Here is a 20,469-nt window from a genome sequence, read left to right on the forward strand (position 1 = left end):
CTTGTTTGGCAATCGATAATAAATCGCGGGAGGTTAGGGAGAGGCCTTAGCCCGGCAAAGAGTGTTAAATTGGGTAAGTGTTCTCGAAGGCGAGGGGATAAGTAATATGGCACGAAAAGTTCCCTCGCCCGCGCAAGGGATCTTGTTTGGTAATCGATAATAAATCGCGGGAGAGGGTTAGGGAGAGGGCTTCCTTCATAGTTAATGTAGGTTGATCCAAGGAGTTAAAGTTTAGTACGACGATGACTCCATAAATTAACAACAATGCATCACAGGATAAGTGAGAAAGAAGAAGAATGATTTCTAAATTTTTTATTGAACGGCCAATATTAGCGAATGTGATTGCGCTCTTCCTAGTTCTTGTTGGGTTAGTCGCCATCATTGTATTACCCGTTTCACAGTATCCCGCCATAGTACCACCAACTATCCAAGTGACTACCACTTATCCAGGAGCTGATGCTAAAACTCTAATTGAGACAGTCGCTCTTCCTATCGAGCAGCAGGTCAATGGCGTGGAAAAAATGCTCTATATGCAATCCACCAGTACTAATGGCGGAACCTATACACTGATTGTAACTTTTGCTATTGGTACCGATCTCAATTTTGCTCAAGTATTAGTACAAAACCGCGTCCAAGCGGCTATGGCTCAATTACCTATGGCTGTGCAACAACAGGGGGTCGTTGTCCAGCAAAAATCTACGGCTATTCTGCAATTTATTACCTTAACTTCAAAAAATAATGAATATGATGGCTTGTTTTTGAATAACTATGCGGTAATTAATATGCAGGATGAATTGGCGCGTTTGGATGGCGTTGGTAATGTACTTGTTTTTGGAACAGGTAGTTACGCCATGCGGATATGGCTTAATCCACAGAAAATGCTTGCCTTTGGTTTGAATCCCAAAGACGTATTGAATGCTATCAGTAAGCAAAACAAGGCTATATCGGCAGGACAGGTAGCAGGGCCACCAATTGTAGGTAAACAAGCTTATCAATTTACTGTTAATGTACCTGGTCAATTAGTCGATCCGGACGAATTTGCTAACATAATAATCAAATCCAATCCTACGCAAGCCAATCAATCCGCTAATTCCAATACTACGGCCCAAATCGTACGAATAAAAGATGTAGGGAGGGTCGAGTTAGGTTCTTCAAGCTATAACCAATTGGCAAAGTTAAATAATAAACCAACAGCTGCTATTGGGATTTACCAACTTCCCGGAGCTAATGCGCTGCAAGTTGCGGAAAATGTACGGAAAATAGTGGAAAAAATGGCTAAAAAATTTCCACCTGGACTGCAATATTCAATTCCATTTGATACGACTATTTTCGTAAAGGCATCTGTTGATGAGGTCTATAAAACACTGTTTGAAGCAGGTATTTTGGTTTTAATAGTTATTCTCGCCTTTTTGCAAAACTATCGCGCTACTTTGGTACCTACTACTACTGTTCCTGTGACCATAATTGGTGCATTTTTTGCCATGCTTCTCTTGGGTTACTCCATTAACCTATTAACTTTATTTGCCTTGGTCTTAGCGATAGGTATAGTCGTGGATGATGCGATTGTTATCGTCGAGGGGGTAACTCAGCATATTGAAAGAGGAACATCGCCAAAAGAGTCAGCCATTCAGGCGATGAGTGAGTTATTAGGGCCTATTATCGGTATCACTCTAGTTCTCATGGCTGTATTCGTGCCAGCGGGGTTTATGCCAGGGTTAACTGGTGCTATGTACGCACAATTTGCTTTGGTGATTGCTGCTACAGCCTTTATTAGTGCTATTAATGCTATGACTTTGAAGCCAACACAGTGTGCTTTATGGCTTAAACCAGTTGATCCCCAGAAAAAGAAAAATTTCGTGTTTCGTGCTTTTGATAAAATTTATTACCCTATTGAAAATAGGTATCTAAGTTTCATCGATAAGCTCGTTCACCAGAATAAATCGGTCTCTTTAGTTGGTGGTTTCTTAGTTTTATTAGCTATTTTTGGTTTGTCCCAAATTCCTACAGGTTTTCTTCCTATTGAAGATCAGGGCTATGCCATGATGAGTGTTCAATTACCTGACGGTGCTACATTAGACCGTACGGAAACACTGATGCGTAATCTGAGTGACAAAGTATCTAAAATTCCAGGGATTGATAATGTGATAACCATTGATGGTATTTCGCTTTTAGATAACAGCGCCACCCTTGCCAATGCTGGCGCTCTTTATATCATATTTAAAGATTGGAGCGTTAGGGGAAAAGATGAAGACTTGCTGTCGCTTTATAACAAACTTAATGATATTGCGCAAAAGACATTAGATGCCAAAGTGTTAGTTATGGTACCGCCACCTATTCAAGGGTTAGGAGCTGCGGGTGGATTCCAGATGCAGGTTGAGTTACAAGATGGTTCTTTTGATTATCGTAAATTGCAAATTGCTACAGACCAATTAATTCATTATGCCAGTATGCAACCAGAATTAAGTAGACTAATGACTTCCTTTAGAGCGTCTGTCCCTCAGCTTTATGCACCTATAGACCGATATAAAGCGGAATCATTAGGTGTCGAAGTAGGTGATGCATCAGATACACTACAAACATATCTTGGGTCATCTTATGTAAACCTTTTTACAAAATTTGGTCAGGTATTTCAGGTTTATGTTCAAGCAGATGCCAATTCACGGATGACGGTTGAGGATGTACGCAACTATTATGTTAGAAATAAATCCGGCGGCATGGTTCCAATAGGAACTCTTACTGATTTCCATCCCGCTATTGGCCCTTCTATTATTTCTCTTTATAACCTTTATCCTTCGAGTAATATTTATGGGATGTCATCTAAAGGTTACAGTTCTGGGCAAGCTATTGCTAAATTAGAAAGCATAGCTAATCAAGTGTTGCCAGCAGGTATGTCTTTTGAATGGACTAGTACTGCTTATCAGGAAAAAGTAGCGGGTAACTTAAGTTATTATATTTTCATTTTGTCATTGGTTTTGGTGTATTTGATTTTAGCCGGACAGTATGAAAACTGGGTTACTCCCGCAGCCATCTTATTTAGTGTGCCTTTGGCATTATTAGGCACGGTATTGGCTTTATCTTCTCTCGGTGTTGCCAATAATATATATACTCAGATTGGTATTTTACTATTGATTGCGTTAGCCGCTAAAAATGCGATCTTAATTGTGGAAGTAGCACGAGAATATAGGTTAATTCATAAAAAGACTATTATGGAGTCTGCATTATTGGGGGCAAAAACACGTTTTCGCCCTATTTTGATGACTTCATTTGCTTTTATTCTAGGGGTACTACCACTAGTATTTGCAACAGGGGCAGGCGCTAATTCACGTCGCTCTATTGGAATTGCGGTATGCAGCGGTATGCTTGCCTCTACTTGTTTGGCTGTGGTATTTGTGCCGGCTTTTTATGTGATGCTACAAACTTGGGAAGAAAACTGGAAGGCTAGGAAAGCTAGGAAAGCAGTACGTCCGCAAGCGGATCTAAACTAAAAGCCTATAGGAACTTTGCCAATTAATACCAGGATTAAATAGATGACTAATAGGAGCCCTAGAAGACCGCTTGGTCCATAGCCCCAGTCCTTAGTGTATCCCCAATAAGGTAATCCTCCTAGAAAAGATAGGAGTAATAAAACCAATAAAACGGTACCCAGCATGATGTCTTCCTGGAGGAGCTTTCACCTAAATTATAGTTCAAATCAACAGATTTCGAGATGGTGTTTATTCAAATGTAGCCTTGATGCAGTGCAGCATAATCAAGGTCTATTCGTTGAACATGGATTCCAAGTAAGGAAAGACTCATGCTGACAAACCGTTCCGCAGAAAAAGAATTAATGGATCTTGGGGGGGATTTTTATACTCAAGAAGAATATGAGCAATGTTTAAAGCAATTATTTAAAATAAATAAAATAACCGGTATTTTCGGTCATACAGTAAAATTACTTAAAAAATTTCCTAAAAATAGTTCTATTAGCGATGTAGGTTGTGGTGGGGGATTATTTCTCTTGCATCTTAGTAAATATTATCCCGACATGGAGATGCTGGGAATGGATATTTCAAAAGAAGCCATAGTCATTGCAAAAAATGAATTAGAGCAATGGAAAAAAGGCAATGAAACCATCAATGTTCGCTTTGCATTACAAGAGGGGAATGAGCTAGGACTATCACCTGATAGTAGTGACGTTATTTTATTAAATTTGGTATGTCATCACCTCGAAGATGAAGAATTAATTACTTTTTTAAAAAAGGCAGTTAAGTCTGTTCGTGTTGGGCTAATTATTAATGATTTGCATAGAAATAAAGTGGCCTACTGGGCATACAAGTTACTATGCCCTTTATTTTTCCGGAATAGACTAATCAGAAACGATGGATTAGTTTCCATTGAAAGAAGCTTCACCCGTCAAGAGCTCGCTTATCTTCTACGGCGTGCCGATATTTATAATTATCAAATCAAATGGTGCTTTCCGTTCCGATGGAGTGTTGTAGTGTGGAAAAAATAATTACGTCTTTTGATGCGCTCATTGTTGGAGGCGGCCCTGCTGGGTCAACTACCGCTATACTTCTCGCTCAAGCAGGTTGGTCTGTTGGACTTGTTGAGAAAAAAATTTTTCCACGCTCAAAAGTTTGTGGTGAATTTATATCCGTCACTAATCTCGACTTGCTACGCCAATTAGGTCTTGCTGATTTCTATCTTGCTGCCAGTGGCCCTGAAATAAAACGAGTGGGATTATTTGCAGGAGATTCAGTTTTGACAACAAAGATGCCTGCGGAAAATAGTGCTTTGAAAAAGTGGGGGAGAGCATTTGGTAGAGATCATCTTGATTTTACATTGCTTAATAGGGCGAAACAGCTTGGTGTTGCTTTATGGCAGCCTGGTGTTGTGCAGAACATGCAACAGAAACAAGGGGTACATGTATGTACTGTGGACTGCAATGGTGAAATAAAAGAAATTTCTGCGCGCTTTTTAATAATGGCTTGCGGGTCTTGGGAAGGAAGCAACACTCAACTCAATACACTTTTACATAAGCCTTCTGATCTTTTGGCATTCAAAACTCATTTTAGAAATACAGGGCTTGATAGCGATTTGATGCCTCTTATTGCCTTTCCTGGAGGATATGGTGGGCTGGTACATAGTGATCGTGGACGAGTATCCCTTTCTTTTTGTATTCGTAGAGATGTATTACAACAAGTGAGAAAATTGTATCCTGGAATGCAAGCAGGGGAAGCTTCTTTATGTTATATAAAAAAATATTGTTTAGGCGTGCAAAAAGTATTGGAGCCTGCTCAACGTGAGGGTAGTTGGCTCGCTTGTGGACCTATTCGCCCTGGGATTCGTTATCGTTATTATCAGGGGATATTCTATATAGGTAACATTGCTGGTGAAGCACATCCTATTGTTGCTGAAGGAATCAGTATGGCAATGCAATCAGCATGGATCCTGGCTTCTACTTTGCTGCGACGGCAAGGAAAGTTGATGACCGAGGCCGAGCGCAATAAAGCAGGTGAAGAGTACAGCAAACAATGGTACAAGCATTTTGCAACTCGTATTCATGCTGCCGCGTTGTTTTCTCAGGTAGCTATGCGACCATGGTCGCAGGCTGTTATGATTCAATTAATCAAATACTTTCCTGGAATTCTAACTTATGGGGCAAAACTAAGCGGCAAAATAAAGCAAGTAGTACGCACGGAATTGACTGATATTATTGATAAGGATAACTAATGCAATCAAATATTATAGCCATTGGGGTGGCTAACCCACCATACAGACGGGCACAACATGAGGTTGCTGAACTAATTTGTGAGGGATTTCAGTTAAAGGCGGCTCAGAAAAAGGCATTGAAAGCCATTTATAAAGCTTCAGGAATTGAGTATAGGCATAGCGTGATTGCAGATTATGTTAAAGCCCCTGGCGACTTTCAATTTTTCCCTAATCATTATCAAGATACATTTCCCTCCACATCAGAACGGATGAAATTATATCAAAGCAGCGCGTTACCATTAGCTCTTGCTGCTATAAATAACTGTCTTAGTGCTGTCGAGGAGTTTAATAAGAAAGAAATCACTCACTTAATCACCATCAGTTGTACAGGCATGTATGCGCCAGGAATTGATATTGAAATCGTTCAGCAATTGGGTTTAAGTCCAACTACCAAGCGTACAGCCATAAATTTTATGGGGTGTTACGGTGCGTTTAATGGTTTAAAAGTTGCTGATGCCTTTTGCAAGGCGGAGCCTAATGCGAACGTCTTAATGGTTTGTGTTGAATTATGTTCTATACATTTTCAAAATGATTTCTCTCTAGAAAATGTGATTTCTAATGCCATTTTTGCTGATGGAGCTGCTGCCGTTTTGGTTCAAGGCCGACCGGCACAACAAAAACACTTCAAACTGGTATCGTTCCATACTGATTTAGTGCCTAACACAGAGCAAGAGATGGCATGGAGTATTGGTGATTATGGTTTTGATATGATTTTAAGCGCTTATGTTCCTAAAGTAATAAAATACGGTATTTCTACGTTTACGGAAAAACTGCTTAGCCAATCTAATTGGTCATTCAATGATATAGATTATTATGCCATTCATCCTGGTGGCCTGAAAATTCTTCAATCCTGCGAAGAGTCATTAAATATTTCCGTTGAAGATAATAAGTACTCTTATGAGGTATTACGCAACTTCGGCAATATGTCTTCAGCGACGGTGTTATTTGTTTTAAAGAACATTTGGGATGCATTAGATAAGAGCGCTCATAATAAAAATATATTCAGCTGCGCCTTTGGACCCGGATTGACTTTAGAATCCATGTTAATGAAAGCTTCTTTTTCTGCGTGAGTCAACGTCGCCCCATTCTGGAGTCAGTCGTAGCAACTATTGGATGCAGTTCAAGACAGTTGCGACACTGACTTCGGAACATACTATAATTTAGTATAGGATTTTTTCGAGGATGATCATGAAAAAAGATACTAAAAATGAGTATATTGGGATTATATCAATGATAGTCATTATCATAGTCGCTCTAGTAGCGATTTATTATTTTTCTCGTCAACCTGAAATAGGACCCAAGGAATTAGATAATTCTGCTTTATCTTTAGAAACACATTATGCTTCTATTGAGCAGAACAGTTAAGATACTAGCCTTTAATACAGAGAGTTGTAGGTTATTGGTGAGTGAATCAGTAGACCCGCATCTTTTGCATTATTGCTGCGTTTTAAGCGTTTCTCCGGTTCTGCTCCACGAAATGCTTAGGTCTTGCACTAAAACAAAATATACAGGGTTTAGTAAGTAAAATAGATAAACGATTAGGAATAATCACCATGATTCGAATTGTCGCGGGTTTTATTTGTTTCTTACTCTTATCGTTTCAGTGCATGGCAGAAACACAAATATCCTGGCAACAAACTACTATCCCTATGGCAGCAGCTGGTTCCAAGGGATTGGAGGCTGTACTAGTATGGCCCCATGATGGTTTAAAACATCCTTTAGCCTTGATTAGCCATGGTTCTCCACGCGATGGAGCAGAGCGAGCGCAAATGACTTCCTTATCCTTTTTGCCGATAGCTAAAGAATTTGCGAGACGAGGATTTTCTGTTGCCGTAGTTTTGCGACGTGGGTACGGATCCTCGGGCGGGGGATGGGTCGAAGGCTATAAGAAGTGCCAATTCTCTAATTATAAACAGTCAGCTGTTGCATCTTCTGAGGACTTACATGCTGCAATAAAATATTTAGGATCATTACCGCAGTTTGATACCAACGAGATGATTGCTGTAGGTGTCTCTGCCGGTGGTTTTGCCACGGTTGCGTTAACCGCTATTGATCCTCCTCCAGGTTTAAAAGCCGCTATTAGTTTTGCCGGAGGACGGGGTTCTATGGCTCCTGATAAGGTCTGCCATGCAGACAATCTCGTTGCTGTTTTTGATGACTTAGGTAAAACATCACGAGTTCCAATGCTCTGGGTTTATGCTAAAAATGATCATTTTTTTAATCCCTCTCTAGCCGCTCATTTTTACTCTGCTTTTACCAAAGAAGGGGGGAAAGTTGAGTTTATCTCCGCAGCACCTTATGGAGCAGAGGGACATTTTCTCTTTTCAGCAGAAGGGATAAAGCAATGGGTGCCCTTAGTCGATGCCTTTTTACGGGAGCAACATTTAGTCTTGGTAAAACAATTATTGCCTTTACCTTCTCCATTAAAGACCCCTGATTATTTGTCAACAACAGCAAAAAAAGCGTTTGCAACTTATGCCATTAGCGGGCCGCATAAAGCATTCGCTTTATCATCCGATGGTGCTTTTGGATGGCGAACCGGCCAACACACGGCAGAGAAGGCAAAACAAGATGCTTTAGCCTATTGTAAACGTTATAGCCCAAAACACTGCAAGCTTATTGCTGTAGATGATGAGATGGTGAAATAATATTGGGATCAATTTAAGAACGGTAACCCATTGTAAAGAAATCAAGAAATGCCCTTATTTTGGGAAGTTCAAAATCATAAGTGCGGTAAAACATAAAAATTTCGTACTGTCTAAAGTCATATTGGGGTAGTAGTTGGATTAAATCTCCACTTTCCAACCAAGGCTTAACAAGAGTATCCCCTGTTAAAAACATCCCTATGCCAGCAAGACAAGCTTGGTTTAATGCATCAAAGTTATTCATATATAAAATTGGTTGGGCGCAGTGTAATTGGCCGCCATTGGCCAATGGTAAAAAATAAGCGGGTTTTCGTAAGGTATGAGATATGATTTTGAACTGAGGTAACTCTTCAGCTGTTGTGGGCTGACCATAACGACCAACAAACTCTTTAGAAGCACAAAGTATATTATTGATCTCAAACATTTTTCTGTATTTCAGATGCTCTGTTATCGGTGGAATAACGGGAAATCCAACCATGATATCTATATCCGAGCGAGCTAAAGCGGCATCTTCTTCAGAAAAGTCAATTTCTAACTGCAAAAGAGGATAGTGCTCCATGAAGTGATTGAGTTGCTTTAAGACCCAGTTTTTAGCAGTGATGGTCGATACTAGAATTTTTAGTTCTCCTTGAGGTAGCTCTCTGGTGGATTCTATAAATTGATTAACCGAAGAAATTTGTTCCTCTATCATCTTACATTTTTGATAAAACAAGGTACCAAATTCAGTTAAATGCACTTGCCGGGTGGTTCTATGAAATAATTGCTCCCCAATAGCTGCCTCTAAGTTTTTCACTTGTTTGCTCACTGCTGTAGGGCTTAAATGTAAGGAGTCAGCTGCTAAAGAGAAACTTCCCAATTCTGCAACTTTTAGGAAATTGATAATTTGACCACGGTTATAAAAGTGCAAGGGAGATCCCTTTTATTATGAACTATTAGTTCATAGTATATGAATAATAAGTTCATTTACAATAATAAGGAATGAATAGTAATCTTTCTATACATACACACTAGACCAAAAGCAAAATCCGCTAGTTATCCAATAGGTCTAATAACTTGAGATCATAATGAAGACAGTAAATTATATCTATCATCATATGGGGATACCGACTAAGGAAATTAGAGAGGGAGAGAAATACAGCTCCACTTTTAAAATGTATACTAGTGGAGGGCAAGACAGTGAGTTTCGCATTCAGTACCACCGATTTGAAGAAGGCTCTCCTTTACATCCTTTAATTCAATCGATACCGCATATTGCGTTTAAAGTGGACAATATAGAAGAAGCGACTCGAGGAAAAGATGTTATTTTAGGCCCCTATGAGCCTTTCGTTGGATTTAAAGTAGCTATGATCATTGAGTCAGGGACTCCTATTGAGTTTATAGAAACCCAATTGAGCGAAGAAGAAATATGGAACGACAGTCACGAAAATTCGGTGATTTATCCAGATGAAGGAGATTCAATCAAGTGAATTGTAGTGTTGGTTATTATTTAAACCTAAAAAACGCAGTAGTCACTCGCGTTACGATTCAACTGCGTTTTCTAGATTAAAATTACCTGACTGTTGTGCTCCGAAGCACAGACAATCAGGACAAGTTGGCGAATATACCCTAATGTTTATCCCATATGTTTATGCCATCGAGAATGATGTTTATGTGGAGGTGGCAATAAAACACCTAGTTTTTGGAAGACTTGTAGTTGAGTTTGTGCATAGAGCGTAGTCATTTGTGCATTATTGGCATTGATTTGGTCTACCAATTTAGATATCTCATCCCATTGTACACCTGGAGTTGCTATTTTTCCCATGAGTTGTAATTTTAATGCCTTTTTTTCCTTGACTAAGGGCGTCATCTTTTGACGCATGCTTTGCATGTAATTTTTTAATTCAGCTCTTTGTTCTTGAGTGAGTAGGCCTCCCCAACGATGGTGCTTAGGCTGGCTTTGTTGGGCACTCAATGTAGCAATTTTTTCTGAGGCTGGTTGTGCTGCCATTGCTGCCATTGATGAAACACCTAAAGAAAGTGCCAAAGTATTAATAAGTAAAAAACGTTTTATAGTCATGATATTCTCCTATTGGTTACACCGTTAATGGTAGTGAACGAATGTAATAGGAATATGACAAAGAGCATCTTTGATGTAACAGAGCTGTTACAATACTAACGGTAATCACAATGAGACAACTATAATAGTCCATAAGTGATAGCGATTTAATCTTGGATATGCGATGAGCAATAGAAAAAATCATATTTTAATTATTGATGATGATAAGGAAATCACAGAGCTGATTAGTGATTATTTACTAAAAAATGGTTATCGCACTACTATGGCTTTGAATGGTTTGAATATTAATGCCTTAATGCGAGAAAATAATTTTGATCTCGTTATTTTAGATGTCATGTTGCCAGGAGTTGATGGATTAACTCTCTGTCGAACGATTAGACAAACGCATGATTTACCGATCATTATGCTCAGTGCCGCCAATAGCACTTCTGATCGAGTCGCGGGATTAGAGTTGGGGGCAGATGATTATATCTCCAAGCCCTTTAGTGCCCGTGAACTGTTGGCTCGAGTTAAAGCGCAATTAAGACGTAATTCTGGTGAATTAAATTCGGATACCAAACGTCTTACGCCATTAAAGCAAATCCAATTTGATAATTGGATTTTAGACAGAGAAACGCATTCATTAATTGATGCCGAGGGCATTGCCATTCCGCTGAGCCAGAGAGAATACGAACTGTTGCTAGTCTTCTTAGAAAACCCTCACAGAATATTAAGTAGAGATCAGTTGATGGATCTTTTATACGATAAATATTGTGATGCTCAAGATAGAACAATAGATGTGTTAATTGGTCGATTGCGTAAGAAGTTGGAGCAAGATCCGCGCAATCCTCATTTATTAGTAACTATTCGTGGCGGTGGCTATCAATTAAAAAGCAGGATCAGTCCATCATGATCCAATTGACTCGAACCGCGCAAAAGACATTGATAGGACTTGTTCTAGGAAATTTATTGATTATTTTGTCATTTTTCCAATTAATGCAATACTACTATGGTAATAGAAAACCCGTTATACCTCCTCATGCCATTCAATCGTTAACAAGCTTAGTTAAAAAATTGCAGAGTAGTCCGCAAACTGATTGGACAATGATACTAGAGAAGCAATCTACTCCTTGGTCAAAAATCACTTTGTCGGATAAACCTCTTTACCTCAATAATGCTCTTCTAAAGCTTAATGCGGCTACTGTATTTGATTTAATTAAATCACATCAAAAACTGGAAATGTCTGTTTTTATTACCAAAGACGCTTGGCTTAATATTAAAATTTTATCGCTTTTTTCTAATCGATCTCATTTGGTTTTGAGCTTGAGTATTATCTTATTGGGTGCTTTCTTTTTTATTAATTATTGGGCCGTTAGAACATTAAATCAGCCAATACAAACAGTCATTCAAAGTCTGGATGATAATAAAATTCAGGAGGAATGGTCTCCCATTCCTTTAACGGGTAATACTGATCAAAAAACTCTTCTTAATAAAATTAATGAATTGCAAAGTAAAGTAAACAAATTACTCTCTAACCGTACTCGGGTAGTCACCGCGATTTCTCATGATTTACGCACGCCCCTGACTCGTTTAAAACTACGCACCGAATATCTAAGTAGTGATGCTAATTATGAAAAAATGCTCGATGATATCAATGAAATGGAAACAATGATCCGAGAAACTCTCGATTATTTTTATGATATTCATAGGGAAGAAAAATTTCAGCGTTTTGATCTGGTGGCAATGCTCAATTCGATACAAGAAGATGCTCTTGAACTTCATGAGGGGGTCGTTTTTAAAACGGAGTTGAATAAATTAGTGTATACCGGAGCAGTGAATTTATTAAAAAGAGCATTTAACAATATTATCAATAATGCAATTTACTATGGTGGTTCAGCAAGCATACAACTAGCAGCAACATCGCATCATATAGAAATTACCGTAACAGATTCTGGTCCGGGATTATCTAAAAGCGATATGGAGGAGGTTTTTACTCCATTTTATAGAGGAGAAAACTCCCGTTCACGTGCTACAGGTGGTACTGGGCTTGGACTTACTATTGCTAAAGAAATCATTCAAATGCATCAAGGTTCTATTACTTTAACTAATCCCCAGGAAGGCGGGCTAAAAGTGACGATTCACTTACCAGTTACTGTCGCATAATAAGCAGTTAGGTCTTTCAGTAATAGACCTCTTGCGTAACCTGCATCTTTTGCCTTCTGTAAACTCCGCTCCTCGAAACGCTTACTCCGTTCAATAAAACAAAAGATACTGGTTATGCAAGAGGTCTAATGTAGCAACTGTCTTGAACTGCATCCAATAGTTGCTACTTTTACTATTACTGTCATCCAGAGCGCGGCGAAGGAGCTTCTGCAAAACGTATTATTCCCCATTCAGGAGTTCCTTCGCCGCAAGGCTCCTCCGTTTGTAGCCTGGGTGCAGCGCCAGCGTAACCCAGGATCAGGGTTAACTTTATTGCACTTAATTAGGCATATAAAGAAGTTCTCATACCGTGTTTATCCTGATTTTTGGTGCCACTTCGTTCCTGGGTTATGCTGGCGCTGCACCCAGGCTTGTCCCGTGATCTTATCCGAAACTCACGCTAACTTAATGGCAGTGAGGGATAGGGGCTTCGAAGATATTTATTTTAGTTTTTTGGGAACTAAAATATTTTTTAGTCTCACATAGTCTGGTAAACCATTGATATAGCTCGGATAAGCTTCCCCCTGAATTAATGGTGCTAGATAACGTTTACAAGCAGCAGTAATCCCCATACCATCTTCGCTAATGTATTCTTCGGGCATTGCTTTTTCTTGATTAGCTACATCAGCTAGAGCTACTTTTCCTATAGACCATTGATAAGGTTCATCTTGTTCACGAATAACGACTGGCATAATCGCAGTCTGTCCTTTAATGGCATATTCTACAGCGGCTTTACCTAGGGCATAAGCTTGATCTACATCCACTTGAGAGGCAATATGACGAGCCGCTCTTTGTAGGTAATCAGCAACTGCCCAATGATATTTATAACCTAATTCTGTTTTTACTAATTGGGCTATAACCGGCGCTACACCACCTAATTGAGCATGACCAAAAGCATCTCTCAAACCGGCATCACTTAAAAACTGTCCTTCTGCATTGCGAATCCCTTCAGAGACCACAATGACGCAATAACCATTAGTTTTTACACATTCATCGACTTTCGCCAAGAATTTTTGGGGATTGAAAGTGATTTCAGGTAATAAAATAATATGGGGTGGTTCATTCGCGTTTTCGCTGGCTAACCCACTAGCCGCCGCTATCCATCCTGCATGGCGTCCCATTACTTCAAGAATAAAGACTTTGGTTGATGAAGCAGCCATGGAAGCAACGTCAAAACCAGCTTCTTTGGTGGAAATAGCAACGTATTTGGCGACAGAACCAAAACCTGGGCAATTGTCAGTGAAGGGTAGATCATTATCTACAGTTTTAGGTATTCCTATACAGGTAATGGGATAGCCCATGTTGGTGCCCAATTGCGATATTTTGTGTGCTGTATCTTGTGAGTCTCCACCACCGTTATAGAAAAAATAACCTATATCATGTGCCTTAAATACTTCAATTAAACGTTGGTATTCTTCACCATTGTCTTTTAACTTATAACGACATGAGCCAAAAGCTCCTGAAGGAGTCTGCATTAATTTGGCAATATCTTCATCACTTTCAAAAGAGGTATCAATCAACTCCTCATTTAAAGCACCAATGATTCCATTTTTTGCAGCATAGACTTTACCTATTTGTTGAGGGTAAATGCGTGCGGTTTGAATGACACCACAAGCTGAAGCATTAATAACAGCGGTCACTCCACCAGATTGAGCATATATTGCATTTTTCACAGCCATTTTATCTCCATTGATTGATGTTTACTGAGAGTATTGATTTTCATACTCACTAATTACTGCATCGATACTCTGTATTAACTCAGCAAAAGGGTCATTTAATTCTTCAATTGTTGTAGCGCGTAGCGCTAATTTCTCTAGTTGCATTACCTTCTTTTGTAATAGGGGTACACCACAAAAACAGCAGGCTCCATGAAGTTTATGGGCCGCATCTCCCATGCCTTTGATATTTTTTTCGTGCATTAGCTGAATAAACTCTTCGCGATTTTTATAGAGCTCTTCGATAAATTTGGCAAGAAACTCTTCAGCTAGCGCTTGATTACCAGAAACTTTTTGTATACATAGTTGCCAATCAATAGCGGCATGTTTTGCTTTATCGACGATACGCAGTATTTGTACTAATAATTGCTTTTCATCTATTGGTTTTTGCAAACAGAAATCTACCCCAGATTTTTTCAAATCAGCGGTGCTAATCTCGTTTCCATTAGCACTGATGACGACGATAGGGGAATGTTTATTGAGTGATGATTTTTGCTTTATCGTCTGTGCTGCATCCAAGCCGTTTAATTTCGGCATATGCAGATCCAGTAGAATAAGGTCATATTTCTTTTCTTCACAAGCAGAGACAGCCATTTCGCCATCATCTACCGCAGTAACGGTGGCGTTGTCACTGAGCAGGGAATTAAGCAGCATTTTATTAACTGGATTATCTTCCGCAATTAACAACTCAGGATGGAGAAAGCGTAATTGTTCACGCAAACTATCCAATTCATGGTTGAACGTTTTCTCAGAATAAACCTCATTATTTATCGGACTTAATGACTCGATGAGCTCTTGAAGTTTTTGTATGATGGCTGGCTTATGCACGAAGCCTTGAGCTCCAAGGGCCGTGTAATTATTTATTGGCCATTTAGAGAGTAATACATAAGGGAGGTGATTGTGTTTGGCTATAAGTTCTGCAATTTGTTGTTCATAACCTTGATTGACGCTAACGAAGGCTATTTTACAGTCTTTATTTTTGTCTATGGCTTTGGCTAATTTGTTAAATGCATGGACGGGAACACATTCTATTCCCCAATAACCCAAACCATTACATAATGCTTCTAAATGTAATGAATTATCATCAAAACAGAGTACTTTTAGATGAGCAAAACGATGAGGTTGATTTTTTTCTATCTCATAGGCCATCAATTTTTCTACTCTAATATAGGCCGAAAAAGCGGAGCCTTTGTGCAATTCACTAGCGAGGGTGATACGTCCTTGCATTTCTTCGCATAATTTTTTGCATATAACCAACCCTAAACCGGAACCGCCATATCGCCTGGTGATACTTGTATCTGCTTGGTTAAAGGCAGTAAAGAGCCTGTTTTGATCTTCTGGTGAAATCCCTATACCGGTATCGATGATAGTAATACATAAGGTATAGTCTTTTTCAGTTTCTTGCTCGATTTTGGTACGGATTAATACATGACCATGGTCAGTAAATTTTATAGCATTAGTGACTAGATTGCTGATGATTTGTTTAATCCTAAAGGGATCACCTAAAACAGTTTTAGGCACATTCACTTCAGTGATCGGAATTAAATCTACTCCTTTTTTATGAGCATTAGGACTGGCTAGAGCCAGTACGTCATCAACACATCCACGAATGTCAACGGGGATGCAATCCAAATGTAATTTACCTGCTTCTATTTTAGAAAAATCAAGTATGTCATTAATAATACCTAATAAATCTTGGGCTGATTGTTTGATTGTTTTGACATAATCCAATTGCAGCGGATCCAATTTACTTTCAAGTAAAACATTGGTGAAGCCTATAACGCCATTCATAGGAGTACGAATTTCATGGCTCATATTTGCTATAAACTCTGATTTTTGCCGGCTTTTTTCTTCGCTTTTTTTCTTATCCAGTGACAGCTCTATATTTTTTTCTTCTAAGAGTTCTAGACTTTGTTGCAAATCCTCAGTTGCTGTCTCAATGTGTTGGTTGAGATCACGAATGGTACTTAAATACTGTTGCTGTAAGTGAGTGCATCCTTTTTCAATAACCCCTAACTCTCCTTTACTGGATACGCGAATTTCCGTTTCAAATTCATTGCTTAGTATCTGTTTCATACTGCGACGTAAACGAGCGATGGGCACATAAATCTGCTTCGATAAAAAGTAATGGATGGTCAATCCTATTAACAGACCAAATAAGGTAATGAAGATAGTTACTATCATCATTTGATAGCGCTTGATAAGTGTGGATTGGGTATCTATATCTATAGACAACCATCCTAAGATGTCATCGGCTTGAAATACAGAAGGACTTAACGAGTTGGCAACGGAGCTTTTGGAGTAGAGATTAAATTTAGGGATAGTAATTGGTGCGATAAAGTTAATAGTAAAGGGATTAATTTGCCTGCTTTCTATATAATCACCTGTGAAATCAGGGGGATTAAACGGTTTATGCAGTGAATGTTTTCCTCCTCGATAAGCTAACAATTGCCCATTAGCGTTATAAAAGGCTAAAGCTTTCACCTCTGGATTGATTGTGGATGCGTTGATTAACCCCTGCAGCGTTCGCGTATCATGACGAAGCAATGCATATTGAGCAGCCGGCAGTAACTGACGGATATAAGCCTCACCCAAACGAGACGTATGTTGTTGTAAGTCTTTACCAAATTGATCGTTATAAAAAACTGCAAAAAGGACAGCGACTAAAAAAGCAGGGATAAGTGTAGTGATTCTAAGCTGATATTTAATACCAATACTTTTCAAGATAACTCCCGATTATGTTAATTCAGCGGTTGAATCTTTGCGTTGCTGGTAAACTGGGCTATTATAGCCCGATTATTTTATTCCTTACAATGGAAGACACTATGACTGTTAGAACTCGATTTGCGCCAAGCCCAACTGGATTTTTGCATGTTGGGGGAGTACGAACTGCATTATTTTCATGGCTTTATGCTAAACGCCACAAAGGTCACTTTATTCTTCGCATAGAAGATACGGATAGAGAGCGATCAACGCAAGAGTCGGTACAAGCCATTTTAGATGGCATGTCTTGGCTGGGTTTGGATAGTGATGAAGGTCCATTTTATCAGACAGAGCGATATCATCGCTATAATGAGGTCGCTCAGCAATTTTTACAACAAGGTAAGGCGTATCGCTGTGAGTGCAGCAAGGAGCGACTAGAAGCATTACGTGAAGCTCAGCTAAATGCGAAGGAAAAACCACGTTATGATGGGCATTGTCGTAATAAGAATTTGCCTGAGAGTGATACTCCTTTTGTCATTCGTTTCAAAAACCCTGACAGTGGCACCGTAAGTTTTCATGATGAGGTTTATGGTGACATCCATGTAGAAAATAGTGAGTTAGATGATTTGATTTTGGTTCGCTCTGATGGTCATCCAACCTACAATTTTGCTGTGGTTATTGATGATATTGATATGAACATTACTCATGTCATTCGTGGCGATGACCATATTAATAACACCCCAAGACAAATTAATTTATTTAAGGCACTCAATGCGCCTATCCCTGTTTTTGCTCATTTGCCAATGATTTTAGGTGATGATGGTAAACGTTTATCCAAAAGACATGGGGCAGTGAGCGTATTGCAGTTCAAAGAAATGGGAATTTTACCGCATGCCTTATTAAATTATTTGGTTCGTTTAGGGTGGTCTCATGGTGATCAAGAAATTTTCAGTGTCGAGGAAATGATAGCTAATTTTGATTTGGGACACGTGAGCAGGGGTGTTTCTAGTTTCAACTATGACAAACTATATTGGTTGAATCAACACTATCAAAAAAGTGACTCACCAGAATCGGTGGCAGATGCCTTATGTTGGCATTTTGAACAAGCAGGTATTGATCTAAGTAAGGGGCCTGCATTAAAAGATTTAGTTGCAACCCAAGCAGAGCGATGCAAAACTTTGGCCGAAATGTGTCAGATAAGTCAGTATTTTTATTCAGATTCTATTGAGTACGATGAAGATGCAGTAAAAAAACACTTACGTCCAGTTGTTTTAGAGCCTTTAACCGCTTTGTATGAGCGTTTTCAGAGCATTAGCGAGTGGCAAAATGATATGATACAAGAATGTATTAATGATGTTTGTGCTCAATTTGACATGAATATGGGTAAAATCGCCCAGCCTTTACGGGTAGCCGTTACTGGAGCAAGTATGTCTCCTTCTATAGATATGACATTGTTCCTATTAGGTAAACAGCGGGTATTAACTCGCCTTGCCGTGGCGCTGGAGAAGATAAAGGCAAGGGCTGCCAACGCCCAATAAGATAGTTTTTAACTCGAAATCTTATATCACCGTCGGGTATCCAATTGCCCGACGATAGACCTGAACAACCTCTGTTGGAGCTAGGCTAATGATATGTCGCTTTGTAGATTGGGTTGAATGATATCTCTGTGCTATACAAATGACCTAGCCTAAAACCGTCCTAAATCTCCTTCATATTAAGATTCCTTTAAGAAAATAAAAGCACAATATGTATATTTTTTTATTATTTTTGGACATTGAATTTTGTCATGAATGAACAAGTTGAAGAGTTAGTAGAACAAAGAACAGAAGTTATTAACTTTATATGGATAGGTCCTCCCAAATACAATCAAGGCGGGCAAGATGTTATTGGTATAACCTCGATAGCAGAAAATTTCAAACGGTTTGGTCAGAAAAATCCGCTTATTTTTTGGTGCCAAGATGAGTACAAAGATAATTATATTGAGTTTCTAAGGAAAGAGGGAATTTCAGCCAAGGTTAATGCAATTGAGGAGTATTTGACAGAGCTTGAGATGAATGGTGGCGAGGTTTATGTTAGAACAAAAGCTTCAGCAGTGTTGCACGTTTTCCACAAACTCAAATCAAGAACAACGGATGTAGATATTCAGATTAAAGATAGAGTTCGCCTCAAAAATTTATTTTCTTTTTTCTTGATGGCTTGTGAGGGCGGTTATGTGTTGGATACCAATGTATGTGCCGCAGAACATTTAAAAATCAATTTTCCTTCTTACAAGTATTTTCATTTTCCATGGCTTATAAAAAAGGACATAGCAGAGTTATGGATGTTTTATTCCCCAAAAGACAGTTTAGCAAGGGCTAGAAAATCGCTTAATCTAGCAATTACTGATTATAAATATGATCCATCCATAAATGATTTATTTAAAGAGAATGACTTTGGAACAAGTAACATGGCACTTGGCTGGCTTACTCTGAGGTTTGAAAATAATGAAGAGGGGGGCGCAGACAATATATGGAAGGTTACATTACAAATAGCCTCATATAATTACGTGGTTGAGGGGATAAACGCCTTCAAGGAATATTATAATAGTCATTACATAACACGACATTATAAATACAGTACTTATCACATACACGCTATTTATGGGCAAGTAACAAAAGTGGCCAAAGATCTGTATTATGGAATCGATCCGAGAACTTTGAAGGCCAATACCAGAAAAGAGTATACTGTTGCGTTTAACTACGATAGCGAAGAAGAAACTTTATTACACACTGTGATTCGCTGTTTAAAGAAAGGCTCTAGAGAGAGCTCATTTTTAGAGTGCGCGAAATTATATCTCGAAAAAGGAGCCGATCCCAATGCGGTTTATTACTACACGAGCTATCTTCCCGATGGTGAAAAGGAACCACAAATTGAACGTAGCCCATTATTTGACGCTATTGCGCATCAATCAGTTAATGCATTAATTTTATTGTGCGAATATGGAGCTGATGTTTCTCAAGAAATAAAAGGCATATCACTTCTCAGTTACGCAGTTGCGATTAATTTTGAACAAGGCGTTAATGAGCTTCTTAAACGAGGTGCAAACCCGAATCAATTTTTAGAACACTCCAATAGCCCGCTTTACCTAGCCCTAAGATGGGGATATGCAAAAACAGCGACTATATTGCTTAACGCTGGTGCAAAAATTGATCGAGCAAAGCTAGATTTTGAGCCAACCCCTGCTTGTGAAAAAGTATTAAAAAAATATGAGAGAATAGCCTCGCTGAAACAAAACAGTCCTCGATTGTACAAACCTTTAACTAAGATCCAGGATGGTGAAAAAGAAGATAATGCAAAATTGAAAACGGGTTATTCTTTATAGGTTATTTTCAATAACGAGCTCTAGTAAACCCATAATTTATCTAATTGGGCTAAAATC

Annotated in this window: 16 protein-coding genes; 11 read left to right on the forward strand and 5 right to left on the reverse strand. The window is 38.9% G+C overall.

Annotation, left to right across the window (positions count from 1 at the left end; genetic code table 11):
* Nucleotides 1-296: 296 nt before the first annotated feature.
* Nucleotides 297-3,485, forward strand: a complete 3,189-nt coding sequence (locus LFA_RS03185) for an efflux RND transporter permease subunit (protein WP_045094892.1) — start codon at nt 297-299, stop codon at nt 3,483-3,485.
* On the opposite strand, the gene LFA_RS19180 is transcribed toward LFA_RS03185, so the two are convergent.
* Nucleotides 3,482-3,649 carry a DUF3309 family protein gene (locus LFA_RS19180; protein WP_065814357.1) on the reverse strand — a complete coding sequence of 56 codons (168 nt, stop codon included), beginning with the start codon at nt 3,647-3,649 and terminating at the stop codon, nt 3,482-3,484. The two genes, LFA_RS03185 and LFA_RS19180, sit on opposite strands and share 4 nt — an antisense overlap.
* A gap of 144 nt (nt 3,650-3,793) precedes the next feature.
* On the opposite strand from LFA_RS19180, the gene LFA_RS03190 reads away from it, so the two are divergent.
* The 5 genes from LFA_RS03190 to LFA_RS03210 all read left to right on the forward strand — a co-directional run bounded on the left by LFA_RS03190 (nt 3,794) and on the right by LFA_RS03210 (nt 8,399).
* Nucleotides 3,794-4,492, forward strand: a complete 699-nt coding sequence (locus LFA_RS03190) for a methyltransferase domain-containing protein (RefSeq protein WP_045097383.1) — start codon at nt 3,794-3,796, stop codon at nt 4,490-4,492.
* Nucleotides 4,480-5,712: an NAD(P)/FAD-dependent oxidoreductase gene (locus LFA_RS03195; protein ID WP_231865898.1), complete on the forward strand. Its 1,233-nt coding sequence runs from the start codon at nt 4,480-4,482 to the stop codon at nt 5,710-5,712. The genes LFA_RS03190 and LFA_RS03195 overlap by 13 nt, the downstream gene beginning before the upstream one ends.
* Nucleotides 5,712-6,821, forward strand: coding sequence for a type III polyketide synthase (locus LFA_RS03200; protein WP_045094894.1), 1,110 nt, complete (start codon nt 5,712-5,714; stop codon nt 6,819-6,821). Before LFA_RS03195 ends, LFA_RS03200 begins: the two co-directional genes overlap by 1 nt.
* Before the next feature lie 118 nt (nt 6,822-6,939).
* The gene (locus tag LFA_RS03205; RefSeq protein WP_157010266.1) at nt 6,940-7,116 is read left to right on the forward strand and encodes a hypothetical protein; all 177 of its coding nucleotides are present in this window, start codon (nt 6,940-6,942) and stop codon (nt 7,114-7,116) included.
* Nucleotides 7,117-7,304: 188 nt separating this feature from the next.
* Nucleotides 7,305-8,399: a prolyl oligopeptidase family serine peptidase gene (locus LFA_RS03210; RefSeq protein WP_045094896.1), complete on the forward strand. Its 1,095-nt coding sequence runs from the start codon at nt 7,305-7,307 to the stop codon at nt 8,397-8,399.
* A gap of 13 nt (nt 8,400-8,412) precedes the next feature.
* Here the strand turns inward: LFA_RS03210 and LFA_RS03215 are convergent, their stop codons facing one another.
* A complete protein-coding gene (locus LFA_RS03215) occupies nt 8,413-9,303 on the reverse strand; it encodes a LysR family transcriptional regulator (protein WP_045094897.1) in 891 nt (296 codons plus the stop codon).
* Between the two features lie 157 nt (nt 9,304-9,460).
* On the opposite strand from LFA_RS03215, the gene LFA_RS03220 reads away from it, so the two are divergent.
* The gene (locus LFA_RS03220) at nt 9,461-9,862 is read left to right on the forward strand and encodes a VOC family protein (RefSeq protein WP_045094898.1); all 402 of its coding nucleotides are present in this window, start codon (nt 9,461-9,463) and stop codon (nt 9,860-9,862) included.
* 146 nt (nt 9,863-10,008) lie between these two features.
* On the opposite strand, the gene LFA_RS03225 is transcribed toward LFA_RS03220, so the two are convergent.
* Nucleotides 10,009-10,452, reverse strand: a complete 444-nt coding sequence (locus tag LFA_RS03225) for a hypothetical protein (protein WP_045094899.1) — start codon at nt 10,450-10,452, stop codon at nt 10,009-10,011.
* 163 nt (nt 10,453-10,615) lie between these two features.
* On the opposite strand from LFA_RS03225, the gene LFA_RS03230 reads away from it, so the two are divergent.
* Nucleotides 10,616-11,344 carry a response regulator transcription factor gene (locus LFA_RS03230; protein WP_045094900.1) on the forward strand — a complete coding sequence of 243 codons (729 nt, stop codon included), beginning with the start codon at nt 10,616-10,618 and terminating at the stop codon, nt 11,342-11,344.
* Nucleotides 11,341-12,594, forward strand: a complete 1,254-nt coding sequence (locus LFA_RS03235; RefSeq protein WP_045094901.1) for a sensor histidine kinase — start codon at nt 11,341-11,343, stop codon at nt 12,592-12,594. The genes LFA_RS03230 and LFA_RS03235 overlap by 4 nt, the downstream gene beginning before the upstream one ends.
* A 479-nt stretch (nt 12,595-13,073) precedes the next feature.
* On the opposite strand, the gene LFA_RS03240 is transcribed toward LFA_RS03235, so the two are convergent.
* Both LFA_RS03240 and letS read right to left on the reverse strand, forming a co-directional pair.
* A complete protein-coding gene (locus LFA_RS03240) occupies nt 13,074-14,312 on the reverse strand; it encodes a 6-phosphofructokinase (protein ID WP_045094902.1) in 1,239 nt (412 codons plus the stop codon).
* A 21-nt stretch (nt 14,313-14,333) separates the two neighbouring features.
* A complete protein-coding gene (letS, locus tag LFA_RS03245; RefSeq protein WP_157010267.1) occupies nt 14,334-17,075 on the reverse strand; it encodes a two-component system sensor histidine kinase LetS in 2,742 nt (913 codons plus the stop codon).
* A 98-nt stretch (nt 17,076-17,173) separates the two neighbouring features.
* Between letS and gltX the strand changes: the two genes are divergently transcribed.
* The gene (gene gltX / locus LFA_RS03250; protein WP_045094904.1) at nt 17,174-18,589 is read left to right on the forward strand and encodes a glutamate--tRNA ligase; all 1,416 of its coding nucleotides are present in this window, start codon (nt 17,174-17,176) and stop codon (nt 18,587-18,589) included.
* 248 nt (nt 18,590-18,837) lie between these two features.
* Nucleotides 18,838-20,412, forward strand: coding sequence for an ankyrin repeat domain-containing protein (locus LFA_RS03255; RefSeq protein ID WP_045094905.1), 1,575 nt, complete (start codon nt 18,838-18,840; stop codon nt 20,410-20,412).
* The last annotated feature ends 57 nt before the right edge of the window (nt 20,413-20,469 follow it).

The organism is Legionella fallonii LLAP-10, from assembly GCF_000953135.1.
Taxonomy (GTDB): domain Bacteria; phylum Pseudomonadota; class Gammaproteobacteria; order Legionellales; family Legionellaceae; genus Legionella; species Legionella fallonii.